The organism is Micromonospora sp. DH13 (genome assembly GCF_020873825.1).
Classification (GTDB): Bacteria; Actinomycetota; Actinomycetes; order Mycobacteriales; family Micromonosporaceae; genus Micromonospora; species Micromonospora haikouensis.
In genome coordinates this window covers 143,768-160,250 of sequence record NZ_JAHWGR010000006.1, presented here as the reverse complement: position 1 = coordinate 160,250, position 16,483 = coordinate 143,768, and the positions used below count along the sequence as shown (strand labels likewise).

General features: G+C 75.5%; 15 protein-coding genes. 12 read left to right on the top strand and 3 right to left on the bottom strand.

Translation table 11 applies throughout. From position 1 onward, the window contains the following. Window positions 1–50: 50 nt before the first annotated feature. Window positions 51–623, bottom strand: coding sequence for a cellulose binding domain-containing protein (locus LPA42_RS08395; RefSeq protein ID WP_158229383.1), 573 nt, complete (start codon window positions 621–623; stop codon window positions 51–53). 192 nt (window positions 624–815) lie between these two features. Here LPA42_RS08395 and LPA42_RS08390 point away from each other — a divergent pair, with 192 nt between their 5' ends. The 3 genes from LPA42_RS08390 (at window position 816) to LPA42_RS08380 (ending at window position 4,897) form a co-directional block, all read left to right on the top strand. Beyond that, on the top strand, window positions 816–2,279 hold the full coding sequence (locus LPA42_RS08390; protein ID WP_198956463.1) for a sigma 54-interacting transcriptional regulator: 1,464 nt from the start codon (window positions 816–818) through the stop codon (window positions 2,277–2,279). 1 nt (window position 2,280) lies between these two features. Beyond that, the gene (locus LPA42_RS08385) at window positions 2,281–4,233 is read left to right on the top strand and encodes a VWA domain-containing protein (protein ID WP_228986470.1); all 1,953 of its coding nucleotides are present in this window, start codon (window positions 2,281–2,283) and stop codon (window positions 4,231–4,233) included. A 100-nt stretch (window positions 4,234–4,333) separates the two neighbouring features. Continuing rightward, complete coding sequence (locus LPA42_RS08380) at window positions 4,334–4,897, top strand: hypothetical protein (protein WP_077936427.1); 564 nt, start codon at window positions 4,334–4,336, stop codon at window positions 4,895–4,897. A gap of 412 nt (window positions 4,898–5,309) precedes the next feature. Here the strand turns inward: LPA42_RS08380 and LPA42_RS08375 are convergent, their stop codons facing one another. After that, the gene (locus tag LPA42_RS08375) at window positions 5,310–6,284 is read right to left on the bottom strand and encodes a GlxA family transcriptional regulator (RefSeq protein ID WP_228986463.1); all 975 of its coding nucleotides are present in this window, start codon (window positions 6,282–6,284) and stop codon (window positions 5,310–5,312) included. Between the two features lie 70 nt (window positions 6,285–6,354). Between LPA42_RS08375 and LPA42_RS08370 the strand changes: the two genes are divergently transcribed. Continuing rightward, window positions 6,355–7,674 (top strand): MFS transporter, encoded by a 1,320-nt coding sequence (locus LPA42_RS08370; protein ID WP_228986462.1) that lies wholly within the window; start codon window positions 6,355–6,357, stop codon window positions 7,672–7,674. Here LPA42_RS08370 and LPA42_RS08365 read toward each other — a convergent pair. Further along, window positions 7,596–7,880 carry a DUF427 domain-containing protein gene (locus LPA42_RS08365; protein WP_077936429.1) on the bottom strand — a complete coding sequence of 95 codons (285 nt, stop codon included), beginning with the start codon at window positions 7,878–7,880 and terminating at the stop codon, window positions 7,596–7,598. The two genes, LPA42_RS08370 and LPA42_RS08365, sit on opposite strands and share 79 nt — an antisense overlap. Before the next feature lie 54 nt (window positions 7,881–7,934). Between LPA42_RS08365 and LPA42_RS08360 the strand changes: the two genes are divergently transcribed. The 8 genes from LPA42_RS08360 (at window position 7,935) to LPA42_RS08325 (ending at window position 16,436) form a co-directional block, all read left to right on the top strand. Next, window positions 7,935–9,332: an FAD-binding oxidoreductase gene (locus tag LPA42_RS08360; RefSeq protein WP_077936430.1), complete on the top strand. Its 1,398-nt coding sequence runs from the start codon at window positions 7,935–7,937 to the stop codon at window positions 9,330–9,332. Next, complete coding sequence (locus tag LPA42_RS08355; RefSeq protein ID WP_077936431.1) at window positions 9,329–10,672, top strand: class I SAM-dependent methyltransferase; 1,344 nt, start codon at window positions 9,329–9,331, stop codon at window positions 10,670–10,672. Before LPA42_RS08360 ends, LPA42_RS08355 begins: the two co-directional genes overlap by 4 nt. 86 nt (window positions 10,673–10,758) lie before the next feature. Next, window positions 10,759–11,607: an SRPBCC domain-containing protein gene (locus tag LPA42_RS08350; RefSeq protein WP_077936432.1), complete on the top strand. Its 849-nt coding sequence runs from the start codon at window positions 10,759–10,761 to the stop codon at window positions 11,605–11,607. 61 nt (window positions 11,608–11,668) lie between these two features. Then, window positions 11,669–11,902 (top strand): zinc-ribbon domain-containing protein, encoded by a 234-nt coding sequence (locus LPA42_RS08345; protein ID WP_077936433.1) that lies wholly within the window; start codon window positions 11,669–11,671, stop codon window positions 11,900–11,902. An 88-nt stretch (window positions 11,903–11,990) separates the two neighbouring features. Further along, window positions 11,991–12,140 carry a hypothetical protein gene (locus LPA42_RS08340; RefSeq protein ID WP_228986461.1) on the top strand — a complete coding sequence of 50 codons (150 nt, stop codon included), beginning with the start codon at window positions 11,991–11,993 and terminating at the stop codon, window positions 12,138–12,140. Window positions 12,141–12,361: 221 nt separating this feature from the next. Then, window positions 12,362–13,750, top strand: a complete 1,389-nt coding sequence (locus LPA42_RS08335) for an MFS transporter (RefSeq protein ID WP_077936435.1) — start codon at window positions 12,362–12,364, stop codon at window positions 13,748–13,750. An 11-nt stretch (window positions 13,751–13,761) separates the two neighbouring features. Then, complete coding sequence (locus LPA42_RS08330) at window positions 13,762–14,898, top strand: hypothetical protein (protein WP_077936436.1); 1,137 nt, start codon at window positions 13,762–13,764, stop codon at window positions 14,896–14,898. Then, a complete protein-coding gene (locus tag LPA42_RS08325) occupies window positions 14,895–16,436 on the top strand; it encodes a hypothetical protein (RefSeq protein WP_228986460.1) in 1,542 nt (513 codons plus the stop codon). Before LPA42_RS08330 ends, LPA42_RS08325 begins: the two co-directional genes overlap by 4 nt. The last annotated feature ends 47 nt before the right edge of the window (window positions 16,437–16,483 follow it).

Sequence of the window (16,483 nt, the reverse complement as noted above, 5' to 3'; positions counted from 1 at the left end):
GGCCGGGACAGCGGCAGCTCGTCGGCGCTGCCCCGGCCATCGTGCGGCCGTCAGACGGCGATGCAGCTCAGGGTGGGTGCGGTGGCGGGGCCCGTGCCGATCATCCCGAAGGCGGTGCTGGCCCCCGGGGCGATCCGGCCGTTCCAGTCGGTGTTGCCGATGGTGACCACGCCGTCGATGGTCGACGAGATCGTGGCGTTCCAGATGTCGCGTACGCCCTGGCCCTCGGGGAGCGTCAGGCGCACCGCCCAGCGGGCCATCGGCGAGGTGCCGGTGTTGCGCACCGTCACCTCGGCGTGGAAGGCCCCCGGCCAGTCGCTGACCAGCCGCCACGTCGCCGAGCAGCGGAGCGCGGTCGTCGGCGTGGGGGTGGGGGTCGGGTAGTCGGTCGGGTACGGCGGGCCCGTGGTCGGCGTCGGCGTCGGGTTCATCGGCGTCGTGCTCGGCGTCGGGGGAGCCGGCGTCCAGGCCGGCACCACTGCGGGCGGGGCGGCGGCACCGGCTGCTCCCGCCGCCTCGGCGGCGGTGGCCGCCGAGGCGAGGCTCGGGGCGACGGGCGCGAGCAGCAGCGCGCCGGCCAGCACCAGCAGGCCGGGACGGAATCTGGGACGCGGACGGTTCATGGCGGCCTCCGGGACGGGAGCGGCGAGTGGTGTGGTTGGGAGCGCTCCAACCATCGATGTGCGCCTATCAATTTGTCAATCGGTGATCCGTCTCGTCGCGCCGGTCCCGCCGTTCACGGCGGTTAGGAAGGGGCCCTTCCTCTACAGAATGCGTTAACAGGGGGCCCTTCCTTGCAACGAGGGCGCGCTAGCGTGGGTCGGGTGACTGAGCCCAACCAGGTTCTCCCGGTCCCGCCCGCCGACCTGCCCGCCACCCTCGGCGCGCTGCGGGCCGCCGGGCACCACTACCGCACGGTCAAGCAGGAACTCCGCGACAACCTCCTCGCCCGGCTGCGCGCCGGCGGGGACCGCTTCCCCGGCATCGTCGGCTACGACGACACGGTGCTGCCCGAGGTCGAGCGGGCGCTGCTCGCCGGCCATGACATGGTGCTGCTCGGCGAGCGCGGCCAGGGCAAGACCCGGCTGATCCGCTCCCTGGTGGCGCTGCTCGACGAGTGGACCCCGGTCATCGCCGGCTCGGTGCTCAACGAGCACCCGATGCACCCGCTCACCCCCGCGTCCCGCGCCCTGGCCGCCGAGGCCGGCGACGACCTGCCGGTCGCCTGGCTGCACCGCAGCATGCGGTACGGCGAGAAGCTGGCCACCCCCGACACCAGCGTCGGCGACCTGATCGGCGACGTCGACCCGATCCGGATCGCCCAGGGGCGCACCCTCGGCGACCCGGAGACCATCCACTTCGGGCTGGTGCCGCGCACCAACCGGGGCATCTTCGCCGTCAACGAGCTGCCCGACCTGGCCGAGCGCATCCAGGTGGCGCTGCTCAACGTGCTGGAGGAGCGCGACATCCAGGTGCGCGGCTACCAGCTGCGGCTGCCGCTGGACCTGCTCCTGGTGGCCAGCGCCAACCCGGAGGACTACACCAACCGGGGCCGGATCATCACCCCGCTCAAGGACCGCTTCGGCGCGGAGATCCACACCCACTACCCGCTCGGCCTGGAGCTGGAGCTGGCCCTGATCCGGCAGGAGGCCGACCTGGTCGCCGACGTGCCGGAGCACGTGCTGGAGGTGCTGGCCCGGTTCGCCCGCGCGGTGCGCGACTCCCCGTCGGTCGACCAGCGCTCCGGCGTGTCGGCCCGGTTCGCGATCGCCGCCGCCGAGACCGTCGCCGCCGCCGCGCTGCGCCGTTCCGGCCTGCTCGCGGCCGGTGCCACCACCGACGGGGTACGCGAGGAGGCGCCCGTCGCGCGGGTCGGCGACGCGGTGTCGGTGACCTCCACGCTGCGCGGCAAGGTCGAGTTCGAGAGCGGCGAGGACGGGCGGGAGGTCGAGATCCTCGCCCACCTGCTGCGTACCGCGACCGCCGACACCTTCCGGGCCCGGCTCGCCGGGCTGGACCTGTCCGGCTTCACCGCGCTGGTGGACGACGGCCGGGTCGTGGAGACCGGCGAACTGGTCGCCTCGGCCGATCTGCTGCGCCAGGTCGGCACCGTGCCGGGGTTGGCCAAGGCCCTCGACCGGCTCGGGCTGGGCGACGCGCCGACGCCCGAGCAGGCGGCGGCCGGCGTCGAGTTCGTGCTGGAAGGGCTGCACCTGACCCGCCGGCTGGGCAAGGACGTCACCGACTCCGGGCGCACCGTCTATGGTGGCCGGGGCTGAGGTGGCCGGCAACCGGTTCCGGTACGGCCAGTGGCGCGGCGGCCCCGACCCGCTCGCCCCGCCGTACGACGTGCGGGCCGCCGTCGACTCGGTCGGCGCGGAGGTGCTGGCCGGCGGCAACCTCCGCGAGGCGCTGCGCGACCTGCTGCGGCGCGGCCCGCAGGGGCGCGGCGGCCTCGACGACCTCGCCGCCCGGGCCCGGCGGCTGCGCCGCGAGGCGCTGCGCCGGGGCGACCTCGACGGGGCGGTGACCCGCGCCCGGGCGCTGCTCGACCAGGCCCTCGCCGCCGAGCGGGACGAGCTGCGCGGGCGCGACGACGAGGCGGCCCGCTTCGCCGAGGCGGTGCTGGACAACCTGCCCCGGTCCACCGCCCGCGCCGTGCGGGAGCTGGCGGGCTACGAGTGGGCCAGCGAGGAGGCCCGGCAGGCGTACCGGCGGATCCTCGACGGGCTGCGCGGCGACGTGCTGGAGCAGCGCTTCGCCGGTCTGCGCGACGCGGCGCGGGCCGCCGGCGACCCGCAGGTCCAGCGGCAGCTCGCGGAGATGATGCGCGACCTCAACGAGCTGCTGGCCCGGCACGCCCGGTCGGAGGACACCACCGACGCGTTCGCCGAGTTCATGCGTCGCCACGGCGAGTTCTTCCCGGAGCAGCCGAGGGACGTCGACGAGCTGGTCGACGTGCTGGCCCGGCGGGCGGCGGCCGGGGAACGGCTGATGCGGTCGCTGTCGGACCGGCAGCGCGAGGAGCTGGCCGGGCTGATGCGCGAGTCCCTCGGCGAGCGGCTGGCCGGCGAGCTGGCCGCCCTCGACGCGAACCTGCGGGCGTTGCGCCCCGACCTGCACCGGGGCGGCGGCGAGCGGGTCCGCGGCGAGCAGCCGCTCGGCTACGGCGAGGCGACCGGGGCGCTCGCCGAGATCGCCGAGCTGGACGAGCTGCTCGACGCCCTGGACCAGGAGCATCCTGGCGCGACCCTGGACGACGTGGACGTCGAGGCGGTGGCCCGGACGCTGGGCCGCGACGCGGCCGACGACGTGCGCCGGCTGCGGGAGCTGGAGCGGGAGCTGCGCCGGCAGGGCTGGGTGACCCGGGACGCCGACGGGCTGACGCTCAGCCCGAAGGCGCTGCGCCGGCTCGCCGGGACCGCGCTGCGCCAGGTCTTCGCCGACCTGACGGCCGGGCCGCGTGGCCAGCACGACCTGCGTACGGCGGGCGCGGCCGGCGAGGTCAGCGGGGCGTCGCGGCAGTGGGAGTACGGCGACGAGCAGCCGATCGACGTGGTGCGCACCCTGCACCGGGCGGTACGGCGGGCGGGGCCGTCGGTGCCGGTCCAGCTCGCCGCCGAGGACTTCGAGGTGGCGGAGACGGAGCGCCGGGCGTCGGCGGCGGTGGCGCTGTGCGTGGACCTGTCGTACTCGATGATCTCGCAGGGGCGGTGGGGGCCGATGAAGCAGACGGCCCTGGCCCTGTCCCACCTGATGGCGACCCGTTTCCCGCAGGACGCGCTGCAGATCATCGGGTTCGGCCGGCAGGCCGCGCCGCTGACCCAGGCGGAGCTGGCGGCCGTCGAGCCGGACATGCAGCAGGGCACCAACCTCCAGCACGCGTTACGCCTGGCGGGGCGGCACCTGCGCCGGCACCCGGGTGCGGAGCCGGTGGTCCTCGTGGTCACCGACGGCGAGCCCACCGCCCACCTCGATCCCGACGATGGCCAGGCGTACTTCCACTGGCCGCCACTGGAGGAGACGGTCGCGGCGACGATCCGGGAGGTGGACCGGCTGACCCGGGCCGGCGCGATGCTCAACCTGTTCATGCTCGGCGAGGATCCCGGCCTGCGCCGCTTCGTCGACGCGGTGGCCCGCCGGTCCCGGGGCCGGATGTTCACCCCCGACCTCGGCGACCTCGGCGAGTACGTGGTCAGCGACTACCTGCGCGCCCGCCGGGGCCGCCGCTGAGCGCCCGCCGGCCCGGCTGCGCCGGTGACCCGGTCCCGTCCGGGTGACCCCGGTGCGGTAGCGCTGCCCGGCCGGGCCGGCACCGGGGTTGACTGACATCGTGGACAGCGAGGCTCTGCGGCGGGCGTACGACGAGGTGCTCGCCGAGGTGGCGGCCGGCGGGTTCGAGCCGCCCGGCGACGGGGAGCTGAGCGCCGAGCAGATCGTGGCGCACCTGGTGGCCAACGACGAGCTGATGAGCGAGGCGACCGAGGCGGTGCTCGCCGGCTCCCCGTTCGCGTACTACGACCTGGACGCCATCCACCGCCCGCAACTCGACGCCCTCGTCGCCGAGTACGCCGACCCGGGCGCAGGCGGCGTCGGGCCGACGGCGGGCGGCTCGGCTGCGTTGGGTGAGTCGGCTGCGCTGGGCGGGTCGGCTGCGCTGGGCGGGCTGGCCGACCGGCTGCGGGAGACCAGCCGGCGGCTCTGCGCGTTGGTCGACCGGCTGGGTCCGGCGGCGCAGACGCCGGTCGAGACCAGGCTGCACGAGGACGTCGACCTGCGGGTCGACGAGACCCTGCCCTGGGCCCGCACCCTCGACCTGCACGCCCGGGTCCACCTGCCGAAGCACCTCGCCCAGCTCCGGGCCCTGCGCCCGCAGTTCCACGCCCACCGCGCCTGACCCGGCGACGGCAACGGCGACGACGGCGGCGGCCCGGCGGCCCGGCAGCTCTGGCAGGCGCGGCTGGGCCGGGAGCCGCGCCCGAGCACCGAGCCGAATCGCCTTCGGCACGCGCCACCCCCACCAACCGGCAGGTGACACGCTGCAACCGCAGCCGCCGGGGCCACACACCCGCGCGCCCCTTTGCTCTGCACCCGCATACGCAACGCTTACGCTGCGAAATCGCCTCGCCCCCACCCGAAGGCTCGCGCCTTGGGTATCTGGCCAGTTCAACGGCGCTGCTGCGTGGGTGGGTGCAGAGCAAAGGGAAGGGGATCGGTGGGGCGAGGTGGGAGGAGGGTGACGCAGCGTCAGCTCGGCCGGTCGGGCGTGCGCGGGCGGTCAAGGAGTTACGCCGTGTCACCGAGCTGGGTCAGGCGCGGGTCCGGAAGGCCCTGCGGTGTGCCGACGGGGAGACGCCGACCCGGCCGTGCAGGCGTTGGCGCAGTGCGGTGGCGGTGCCGAAGCCGGACCGGTGGGCCACCTGCTCGACGCTGAGGTCCGTCGTCTCCAGCAGCAGCCGGGCGTGGTCGGTGCGCTGCTGCAGCAGCCACTGGGCCGGGCTGAGCCCGGTCTCCGAGCGGAAGTGCCGGGTGAAGGTGCGCACGCTCATCCGGGCGTGCGCGGCCAGGTCGCGCAGGGCCACCGGCTCGTGCAGCCGCTGCCGGGCCCACTCGCGGGTGGCGGCGGTGCCGTTGGCCGGGTCGCGGGGCACCGGGCGCTCGATGTACTGGGCCTGCCCGCCGTCTCGCCACGGCGGCACCACGCAGCGCCGGGCCGCCCGGTTCGCCACGTCGCTGCCGTGGTCGGTGCGCACGACGTGCAGGCAGAGGTCGATGCCGGCGGCGACCCCGGCGGAGGTGAGCACGTCGCCGGAGTCGATGAAGAGCACCTCCGGGTCCAGCTCGATCGTGGGGTGCAGCCGGCGGAACAGCCCCGCGTACGCCCAGTGGGTGGTGGCCCGCCGGCCGTCGAGCAGGCCGGCGGCGGCCAGCACGAACGCGCCCGTGCAGATCGACATGACCCGGGCACCCCGGGCGTGGGCGTCGCGCAGCGCCGCCGCCACGGCCGGGTCCACCGTGCCGTCGGTCATCGGCCCGCCGCCGTGCACCCCGGGCACGACCACCGTGTCGGCGGCGGCGACCAGCTCCAGCCCGTGGTCGGGCAGCACCTGGAAGCCGGCGGTGCTGCGGACCGGGTGGCCGCCCGCCGTGCAGGTGCTTACCGCGTAGAAGCGGTCGCCGTCGGGGGTGCGGGCCGCGCCGAGGACCTGGGCCGGGGTGCCGAGGTCGAGGCCGACCACCCCGTCCACGGCGAGCACCGCGACCCGGTGCGGGGCGAACGTCATGGCCCGATTATTGCGCACCATGGCATTCCGGCCACTCGTCGCCGGGCGGTCGGGGCCCGAGACTCGGTGCGTGACCCGTACCCGTCGTTTCCACCCGGCCTGGGCCGTGGCCGCCGTCGCCTTCGTCGCGCTGGTCGGCGCGGCCGGCTTCCGCGCCACCCCCTCGGTGCTGCTGCACCCGCTGCACGCCGAGTTCGGCTGGCCGCTGGCCACCGTCTCCGCCGCCGTCTCGGTCAACCTGCTGCTCTACGGGCTCACCGCCCCCTTCGCCGCCGCCCTGATGGACCGCTTCGGCATCCGCCGGGTGGTGACCGTCGCCCTGGTGCTGGTGGCCCTCGGCAGCGGGCTGACGGTCTTCATGACGGCGAGCTGGCAGCTCGTCCTCTGCTGGGGCGTGCTGGTCGGGCTGGGCACCGGGTCGATGGCGCTGGCCTTCGTGGCGACCGTCACCGGGCGTTGGTTCGTCGCGCGGCGGGGCCTGGTGACCGGGGTGCTGACCGCCGGCGGGGCCGCCGGCCAGCTCGTCTTCCTCCCGCTGGTCGCCGTGCTCGTGCGCGACCACGGCTGGCGCGCGGCGGCGCTCGTCGTCGCCGGGGCCGCGCTGGCGGTCGTACCCCTGGTGGGGTGGCTGCTGCGGGAGCACCCGGCGGATCTCGGCGTGCCCGCCTACGGCGCGGCGGAGGTGGTCCCGCCCGCGCCGCCGACGGGCGGCGCGGCGGCGCGGGCGGTCGGCGTGCTGGCCGCCGCCGCGCGGACCCGGCCGTTCTGGCTGCTCGCGGGCGGCTTCGCGATCTGCGGCGCGACCACCAACGGCCTCGTCGGCACCCACTTCGTGCCGGCGGCCCACGACCACGGCATGGCCGAGACCACCGCCGCCGGGCTGCTCGCCCTGGTCGGGCTGTTCGACATCGTCGGTACGGTCGCGTCCGGCTGGCTCACCGACCGGTTCGACGCGCGGCTGCTGCTCGGCGCCTACTACGCGCTGCGCGGCGCGTCGCTGCTGGTGCTGCCGAGCCTCTTCGCGGGCACCGCCGAGCCGAGCATGCTGGTGTTCGTCGTCTTCTACGGCCTGGACTGGGTGGCCACCGTCCCGCCGACGGTGGCGCTGTGCCGGGAGTGGTTCGGCGCGTCCGGCGCGGTGGTCTTCGGCTGGGTCTTCGCCGCCCACCAACTCGGCGCGGCGTTCGCCGCGACCGGGGCGGGACTGGTCCGCGACCGGCTCGGCGACTACGCCGTCGCCTGGTACGTCGCGGGCGCGCTGTCGATCGGCGCGGCCGGGCTCTCCCTGCTGCTGCGCCGGCGCGGGCCGGCTCAGTCGACGACCGAGACGTCCTTCCAGAACGCCACCCGGTCGCGGACCATCTCGGCCTCCGGCAGCGGGTCCGGGTAGTACCAGACGGCGTCGGCGCTGCTGCGCCCGTCGTGCTCCAGCGAGTAGTAGGAGGCGGTGCCCTTCCACGGGCAGAAGGTGTGCGTCGTGGACGCGCGGAGCACGTCGTCGCGCAGGGCGGCGCGGGGGAAGTAGTGGTTGCCCTCGACCACCACCGTGTCGTCGCTGTCGGCGATCACCAGGTCGTTCCAGACGGCTTTCGGCATGCGCCCCAGGTTAGCGTCCCCACCGGAACGATCGTTCGCGCGTACAGTGATCTCATGCGCGCAGGCCGTGTGGATCATGCAGTTGACCACGACGGAGCGGTGGACCTGCTGCGGCAGTCGTACGCCGCGGTGCCCGCCGGCGAGACCGTTCGACTCGCCAAACGCACCTCCAACCTGTTCCGCCCGAGATCCGCCCCGAGCGCCCCCGGCCTGGACGTCAGCGGCCTCGGCGGGGTGATCGGCGTCGACCCGGTCGCCCGCACCGCCGACGTGCAGGGCATGTGCACCTACGAGCGGCTGGTCGCCGCGACCCTGCCGCACGGGCTGATGCCACTGGTGGTGCCGCAGCTGCGCACCATCACCCTGGGCGGCGCGGTCACCGGCCTCGGCATTGAGTCCACGTCGTTCCGGCACGGCCTGCCGCACGAGTCCGTCCTGGAGCTGGACGTCCTCACCGGCGCGGGCGAGATCGTCACCGCCCGGCCCGACGGGCCGCACGCCGACCTCTTCGCGGCCTTCCCCAACTCGCTGGGCAGCCTCGGCTACGCCACCCGGCTGCGCATCGAGCTGGCCCCGGTCCGCACGTACGTGGCCCTGCGCAACGTCCGCTTCACCGACCTCGACGCGTTGACCGCGGCGATCGGCGAGGTGACCGCCACCGGCTCCTGGGCCGGCGAGCCGGTCGACGCGATGGACGGGGTGATGTTCAGCCCCGGCGAGGCGTACCTCGTGCTGGCGACCTTCACCGACGACGCGCCGCAGGTAAGCGACTACACCGGCCAGGGCATCTATTATCGCTCGCTGCCCCGGCGCACCCGCGACTGGCTGACCACCCACGACTACCTGTGGCGGTGGGACACCGACTGGTTCTGGTGTTCGGCGGCGTTCGGCGCGCAGCACCCGGTCGTGCGGAGGCTCTGGCCGGCCCGGTTGCGGCGCAGCGACGTCTACCACCGCCTCGTCCGGCTGGAGCACCGGCACCAGGTGGCGGCCCGCATCGACCGGCTGCGCGGCCAGCCGGCCCGCGAGCGGGTGGTGCAGGACGTGGAGATCCCGCTGGAGGGCACCGCCGGCTTCCTGCGCTGGTTCGCCGGCGAGGTGCGGATGTCCCCCGTCTGGCTCTGCCCGCTGCGGCTGCGCGAGCCGGCCGGCCCCGGTTCGGCGCGGGCCTGGCCGCTATATCCGCTGCGTCCCGGCCAGAACTACGTCAACATCGGCTTCTGGGGGACCGTGCCGATCACCGGGGGCGCCGCCGACGGCGACGTCAACCGGCTGGTCGAGCGCGCGGTGTCCGACGCGGGTGGCCACAAGTCGCTCTACTCGGACGCGTACTACGACCGCGAGGCGTTCGACCGGCTCTACGGCGGGGACACCTGGCGCGCGGTGAAGGACCGTTACGACCCGGACCACCGGCTCACCGGACTTTACGAGAAGGCGGTAGCGCGAAAATGAGCCTGATTGACCGAGAACAGGGGGCGGCCGACGTCCCGTCCGTCCCGCCGGCCGGGAGCCGGCGCGCGACCCCGACCGTGGCCGACGTGGTCCGTGCCGTCACGGCCGGGGCCCTGCCGGTCCGGATCACGGGGTACGACGGCAGCTCCGTCGGCCCCGCCGACGCCGACATCACCCTGGCCGTCCGCTCCGAGCGGGGCCTGTCCTACCTGCTGACCGCCCCGGGCGACCTGGGCATGGCGCGGGCGTACGTCAGCGGCGACCTGGAGCTGGGCGGCGTGCACCCCGGCGACCCGTACGAGGCGCTGCGGGTGCTCAAGGACGAGCTGAAGCTGCGCCCGCCGTCGCTGGCCGAGGGGCTGGCCCTGGTGCGCGGGCTGGGCTGGGAGCGGCTGCTGCCGCCGCCGCCTCCGCCGCAGGAGGCCGCGCCGCGCTGGAAGCGGATGGTCAACGGGCTGCGGCACTCCCGCATCCGGGACAGCACCGCCATCTCCCACCACTACGACGTGTCGAACGCCTTCTACGAGCTGGTGCTCGGGCCGTCGATGACGTACACGTGCGCGGTGTTCCGCAGCCCCGACGACACGCTGGAGCAGGCCCAGGCCGCGAAGTACGACCTGGTCGCCGGGAAGCTCGGGCTGAAGCCGGGGATGCGGCTGCTCGACGTCGGCTGCGGCTGGGGCGGCATGGTCCGGCACGCGGCCCGGGAATACGGCGTGAAGGCGCTGGGCGTGACCCTGTCTCGGGCGCAGGCGCAGTGGGCGCAGGCGGCCATCGAGCGGGAGGGGCTGTCGGAGTTGGCGGAGGTGCGGCACCTGGACTACCGGGACGCCCCGCGCGAGCAGTTCGACGTGATCTCCTCGATCGGCCTGACCGAGCACATCGGGGTGCGCAACTATCCGGCCTACTTCCGGGCGCTGGTCGGCCGGCTGCGCGTCGGCGGGCGGCTGCTCAACCACTGCATCACCCGGGCCGACAACCGGGCCCCCCACCGTTCGGGCGCGTTCATCGACCGGTACGTCTTCCCCGACGGCGAGCTGGCGGGGCCGGGCCGGCTGATCAGCGAGATCCACGACGCGGGGCTGGAGGTGCACCACGAGGAGAACCTGCGCCAGCACTACGCGCTGACCCTCGCCGGCTGGTGCCGCAACCTGGTGGCGCACTGGGACGAGTGCGTGGCCGATGTCGGCCAGGGCACCGCCCGGGTGTGGGGACTTTACATGGCGGGGTCGCGGCTGGCGTTCGAGCGCAACGAGATCCAGTTGCACCAGGTGCTGGCCACCCGCAACGGCCCGCGCGGGGCGAACGGCTACCCGCTGCGGCCGGACTGGTCGGCCTGACCGGCGGGCACTGACGAAAGGGGACGGCCGCACCGGCCGTCCCCTTTCGTCGAACCCATTGACAAGAAGTTTTTGTACGTACAAACATGACTGAACCGATGACCGTGCGCGCCTGCCTCGCCGCGCCCGCCGAGGCCGTCCACCGGGCCCTCACCGACCCGGCCGAGCTGCGCGCCTGGCTGGCCGAACACGCCGAGGTGGAGCTGCCCCACCGGTACGCGTTCTGGGGGCGCTACACGCCGGAGGGCGACGCACCGCACCAGCGGCTGCTGCACGCCGACGAGCGGACGCTGCGCTTCGGCTGGCTGCTCGACGGGGTGGAGACCACCACCGAGTTCACCCTGGAGCCGGACGGCGACGCGACGATCCTCACCCTCCGGCAGAGCCACTTCGACTTCGCCGAGGCGATGAGCGGCAGCACGATCCGGGGCGTGCTCCAGACGTACTGGGCGTTGGCGGTCGCCAACCTGGCCGCCCGGCTGGAGGGCCGCCAGCTCCTGCCGCGCACCGACTTCACCTCCGCCGACCTGCGCGGCGAGCTGCTCATCGCCGCCCCGCCGGCCAAGGTGTACGAGTCGCTGACCGACTCGGCGCAGGCCAGCGCCTGGTTCGGCTACCCGATCGGCATCGAGCCCTGGGTCGGCGGCCGGTACGCCATGGGCGGCTTCGAGTCCGGCTACGCGGCCAAGGTCGTCGACCTGGAGCCGGGCCGCCGGATGTCGATCGACTGGGGCCCGACGGGCGTCACCACCTGGGAGCTGGCCGAGTCCCAGGGCAAGACGAAGCTCACCTTCGTGCAGAGCGGCTTCGACGAGCAGAACCCGCCGTACGCGGCGTGGAGCGGCACGGTCGCGGGGTTCGGCGAGCTGGTCCGGTTCCACGAGCTGCCCGACTGGCAGCCGATCTGGCTCCCGGACCCGACCCCGGTGCCGTAGGCATCTGCCCGATCTTCGCCTGGCAGGTGCAGAAGCGGGCGCGGGTGGGTACTGCGGGGCGATGTTCTTCATATTCGGGCTCCGCACCAAGGTCGACCGGTCGGGTGTGGCGCAGCAGGTGTGCCGCAACTGCGGCAACCACGCCGCCCAGGTGATCAGTCGTCGGTCGACGAAGTTCACCCTCTTCTTCGTCCCGCTGATCCCGATCCGCACCCGCTACGTCCAGCAGTGCACCTTCTGCGGCGCCCAGTACGACATCTCCGCCGCCGAGGCCGCGCGTCTCCCGGTCGGGTGATCCGCCGATGGCCCGTTTTCTCTGCTGGCTGATCGGCCGCCGCCCCCTGATCGGCGGCCACCCCGTAACCGGCCCTCAACCAGTGACCGTGCCCGAGACACCTGTGCCCGAGGCGTCCGCGCGCACCGCCTCCCGCCCGCCCTGCACCCCGGGCCGCCGGCCCCGCCGCCGCGCCCGCCGCCCGCTGGCCGGCACCGCCCTGCCCCGCTCGCCCTGGAACCGCTCCGCCGACCGCTGACCGGGCCGCCGACCGCTGATCCGACCGGCAACCGCCGCCGGTTGACCGCTGGCCGCTGCCTGCCTGACAACGGCCCGGGCAGCCCTCGCCCGCCCCGCCCGCGTACCGCCCAGCCCGACCGCCTCCGGCCTGCGGCGATGCGCTGTGATCTCCGCCCCGAAGCCGGTACCGCCCAGCCCACGACACCTAGGCTGGGGCCGCCGCGAAGAACGGGGAGAATCGTGCGCAACCATCCAGCCGTCGTGCTGGTCGCCGTCCTGCTGTCCACCATGTCGTTGCCGATCTCGCTGACCGGCGCGTCGGTCGCGTTGCCCGACATCGGCCGCGACCTCGACGCCGGGCTGGCCGGGGTGCAGTGGGTGGTGAACGGCTACAACGCCACCTTCGCCAGCTTCATGCTCGCCACCGGCGCGCTCGCCGACCTGCTCGGCCGCCGCCGCGTCTACGCCACCGGCCTGGCGCTCTTCGCCGTCGCCGGGCTGGCCGGCGCGTTCGTCGACGACATCGTGCTGCTCGACGCGGCCCGGGTGCTCGCCGGCATCGGGGCGGCCGCCGCCGCGACCAGCGCCGCCGCCCTGTTGGCCGGCGCGTTCCAGGGGGCGGGGCGGGCCCGCGCGTTCAGCCTGTTCGGCACGGCCATCGGCGCCGGCCTCGCGTTCGGCCCGTCGATCGCGGGGCTGCTGATCGAGGCGTTCGGCTGGCGGGCCGTGTTCGTCGTCCCCGCGCTGGTCGCCTGCGCGGTCCTCGGCATCGTGCCGCTGCTGCCGGAGTCCCGCCAGCCGCATGCCGGGCGGGTCGACTGGCCCGGCACCGTGTCGTTCACGGCCGCGCTGCTGCTGCTCATCTTCGGCTTCGTGCAGGGCCCCGAGTTCGGCTGGTCCGCCCCGGTGATCGTGGTGGCCTTCGTCGCGGCGGTCGCCCTGCTGGTGCTCTTCGTGCGGGTGGAGCGCCGCCGCGCCGCGCCGATGTTCGACCTGGCCCTGCTGGCGAACTCCCGGTTCGTCGGCGTCTGCCTGGCGGCGGCCACCATCGTCGCGGTGCTGGTGCCGCTGCTGGTCTACCTGCCGTCGTACCTGACGACCGTCGTCGGGCTGAGCCCCGGGGCGGCTGGCGGCACGCTGATCCTGCTCACCGCGCCGACCCTGGTGCTGCCCCTGCTCAGCGGCGCGCTGACCCGGCTGGTGCCGGCCCCGGTCGTCATCGTGTGCTCCGTGGTGGTGGTCGCGGTCGGGGCGGCCTGGGCAACCGTCATCGCCCCGGACAGCGGCACCGCGTCGCTGGCCGGGCCGCTGTTGACGATGGGCGTGGGCATCGGCCTGTCGATCGGGCTGCTGGACGCGATCGCGATCGGCAGCGTCGAACCGGAGCGGGCGGCCACCGGCGCCGGGATGATCAACACCGCCCGGCTGGCGAGCGAGACGATCGCCATCGCGGTGGTCGGGGCGGTGCTGGCCAGCACCACCGCCGGCCGGCTCGCCGACCCGGGCTTCACCTCCGGCCTGCGTACGGTGCTCTGGGCGATGGCCGGGGCGGCGCTGACCGCCACCGTCGCGGTGGCCGTGCTGCTCTGGCGCGGCGCGGCCCGCGCCGAACGGGCGCGGACCGCCTAAGGTGGCGTGTCGTGACGAGCACCTCGCGGCGACTGGCCGAGATCCGGGGCGGCGGTGCGCCGCGCCGGCACAACGCCCGGACGATCGCCGCGCTGACCGGCAACCCCGGCTGTGACCGCCGGGCCGTGCTGGACAGCGCGGGGGCCGACAAGCCGGGGCTGGCGGAGCGGGTCGGGTTCCCGGCCCGCTTCGGGCAGTCCCGCTTCGCGATCACCCGGGGCAACGCCTTCGAGGCGCAGGTCAAGGCCGACGGTGGGGCCGAGCTGCTGCGGTTGGTCGCCGAGCGGCTGGGCGTGGACCCGGGCGGCCCGGCGACCTGGACGGACCTGGGCGCGGAGAACCGCGGCGACCAGCCCGGCCCGCCCGACGCCACCGGCCAGCCCGGCCGGGCCGCGCGGTCCCGCGCCGCGCTGGCCGCCGCCGCGCCGGCCGGCGCCGACGACCCGGCCGCCCTGTTCGACCATCCGCTGCTCGGCCTCGACGTCGCAGGCCAGCGGGTGCACCTGGAGCCGGACCTGGTGGCGGCCCGCCTCGCCGGCCGGTTCCACGTCGTGGAGATCAAGTCGTTCCCGGTGATCGACGGGCAGGCCGACCCGGGCAAGGTGGCCGCCGCCGCGATCCAGTCGGCCGTCTACGTGCTCGCGCTGCGCGAGCTGCTCGCCGCCGAGGGGCACGACGCGGCGCTGGTCTCCTCCGACGTGGTGCTGGTCTGCCCGCGCGACTTCGCCAACCGGCCTGTCGCCAGCCTGGTGGACGTGCGCAAGCAACTGCTGGTGCTGCGCCGCCAGCTCGACCGGATGGCCCGCGTCGACGACCTGCTGGCCCGGCTGCCCGCCGACTTCACCGCCGACCCGTCGACCGACCCCGAGCGGCTGCGCCGGTCGCTGACGTCGGTGCCGGCCCGCTACGCCCCCGACTGCCTCGCGGCCTGCGAGCTGGCGTACTTCTGCCGGCACGAGACCCGCGCCGAGACGGCCGCGCTGGGCCGGCCCGTCCGCGAGGCGCTCGGCGGGGTCGCCACGGTGGCCGAGGTCCTCGCGCTGGCCGCCGGCTCCGACCCGGGCGCGCCCGGGCAGGCGGAGGCCGCCGCGCTGCTGCGGGCCGCGGCCCGGCTGCGCGCCGACGCCCTGGCCGGTCAGCCCGCATGAGTACGCTGCGCGCGCTCGCGAAGGCCCAGGCGCTCGCCGCCGGGGTGGCGCAGCCGGTGGCCACCGTCCGGCACCTGCACCTGTCGGACCGACCGCTGGTGCTGGTGCCGTTGACGATGGCGGGCGAGGCGAACGCCCCCCTCGCGGCGCTGGTCGGCGACGCCCCCGACGCGGCCCGGCTGCTGATCGTGCCGCAGCCGCGCAACCGCGACCAGCGGTTCGCGTTCGCCGCCGAGCTGGCCGGGATCGTGCTGCCCTACCTGGACTCGTTCCGGGGCGACACGGAGGCGGTCGCGGTCGACCGGGGGCGCGACGTCCGGCACCGGTACGTCGACGCGCCGCAGCTCGTCGTGCCGAACCCGGGCGGGGTGACGTTCCTGCGGCTGTTCGGCCGTTCCACCCGGTTCCGACGCACCGACGGCGACTACCCGGTGCACCCGGCGGTGCCGCTGCTCGGGCGCTGGCTGACGTTCTTCGCCGAGCGGGCCGAGCAGCCCGGCTCGTCGGCGCTGCTGGCGCTGACCGACGCGCTGACCCTGCACTGGGCCACCGGGCAGAGCGCGGTGGAGGACCAGCACCTGCCGGCGGTGCTGGGCTGGCTCGACCCGCCGCCGGGGCTCACCGGGGCACAGGCGGCGGCCCGCGCCGAGGACCCGGCGCGCTGCCCGCCCGCCGGCCCGGCCACCGACCCGGAGTTCGACAACCGGGTGCTCGCCCCGGCCATCGCCGCGTACGCCGACGCGGCCGACGACGAGGCGGCGCGGCGGTCCGCGTACGCGGAGCTGGAGCTGGCGCTGCGCGGCCAGCTCGCGCCCACCTGGGAGCTGGTGTGGCGCGGCCTGGGGCTGCTGGCCGCCCTGCCGCCGGGGGCGCGGGTGGCGGGGCGGTGGGCCGGCGACCGGGACGCCTTCACCGGTTACACGGAGCACGTCGACGCCGGCGGCGGGCCGCAGCCGCGCCGCGACGGCGCGGTGGCGGCGGCCGTGCGCCTGCACCGGCTGGAGCGGGCCGCGGCCTCGTACGCGGTGCAGCGCGCCTACGACGACCCGCTGGTGATGGCCGAGCACCGGCTCACCGGGGAGGCATTCGTCGGGGACGTGACGCTCGCCGACCCGGCGCGGGTCGACGACACCGGCAAGCGCCCGGTGCTGCGCCCCCGCATCCAGGTGGTGACCACCGAGCCGGTGGCGGTGCCGGTCGGCGCGACGCTGTACTCGCCGGCCCGGCCCGGGCAGAAGGCGCGGGTGGTGTTCCTGACCCCGGCGGCCGACGGCAAGACCGAGGTGGTGCTGGAGCTCTCCGGCGGGATGGGCCGGGGGCTGACCGCCCCGCCGGGCACGGTGCCGGAGGTGGGGGAGCGGCTCTGCCTCACCACCCTGTCGGACGGGTTCCTGCCGGCGGGGTCGTTCCCCACCCCGGAGGAGACGCCGTGGACGCACGGCGGCCCGCCGGCCGCCCCCGTCCTCTCCGATCCCGCCCCCGGCCCCAGCCCGGCGGCCGGGCCGGCGGACGGTGACCCGGCGGAGGAGTGGGCCTGACGGTCCTCCGGGCGGGTTCAGCCCTCCCGGCGGTGGCCGGCGCGTCT

Bases quoted from the DNA above. Each gene is read 5' to 3' on its own strand.
- LPA42_RS08360 (WP_077936430.1), top strand. From the start codon at position 7,935: ATGCGCGCAGGCCGTGTGGATCATGCAGTTGACCACGACGGAGCGGTG.
- LPA42_RS08350 (WP_077936432.1), top strand. From the start codon at position 10,759: ATGACTGAACCGATGACCGTGCGCGCCTGCCTCGCCGCGCCCGCCGAG.
- LPA42_RS08375 (WP_228986463.1), bottom strand. From the start codon at position 6,284: ATGACGTTCGCCCCGCACCGGGTCGCGGTGCTCGCCGTGGACGGGGTG.
- LPA42_RS08395 (WP_158229383.1), bottom strand. From the start codon at position 623: ATGAACCGTCCGCGTCCCAGATTCCGTCCCGGCCTGCTGGTGCTGGCC.
- LPA42_RS08365 (WP_077936429.1), bottom strand. From the start codon at position 7,880: ATGCCGAAAGCCGTCTGGAACGACCTGGTGATCGCCGACAGCGACGAC.
- LPA42_RS08325 (WP_228986460.1), top strand. From the start codon at position 14,895: ATGAGTACGCTGCGCGCGCTCGCGAAGGCCCAGGCGCTCGCCGCCGGG.
- LPA42_RS08355 (WP_077936431.1), top strand. From the start codon at position 9,329: ATGAGCCTGATTGACCGAGAACAGGGGGCGGCCGACGTCCCGTCCGTC.
- LPA42_RS08345 (WP_077936433.1), top strand. From the start codon at position 11,669: ATGTTCTTCATATTCGGGCTCCGCACCAAGGTCGACCGGTCGGGTGTG.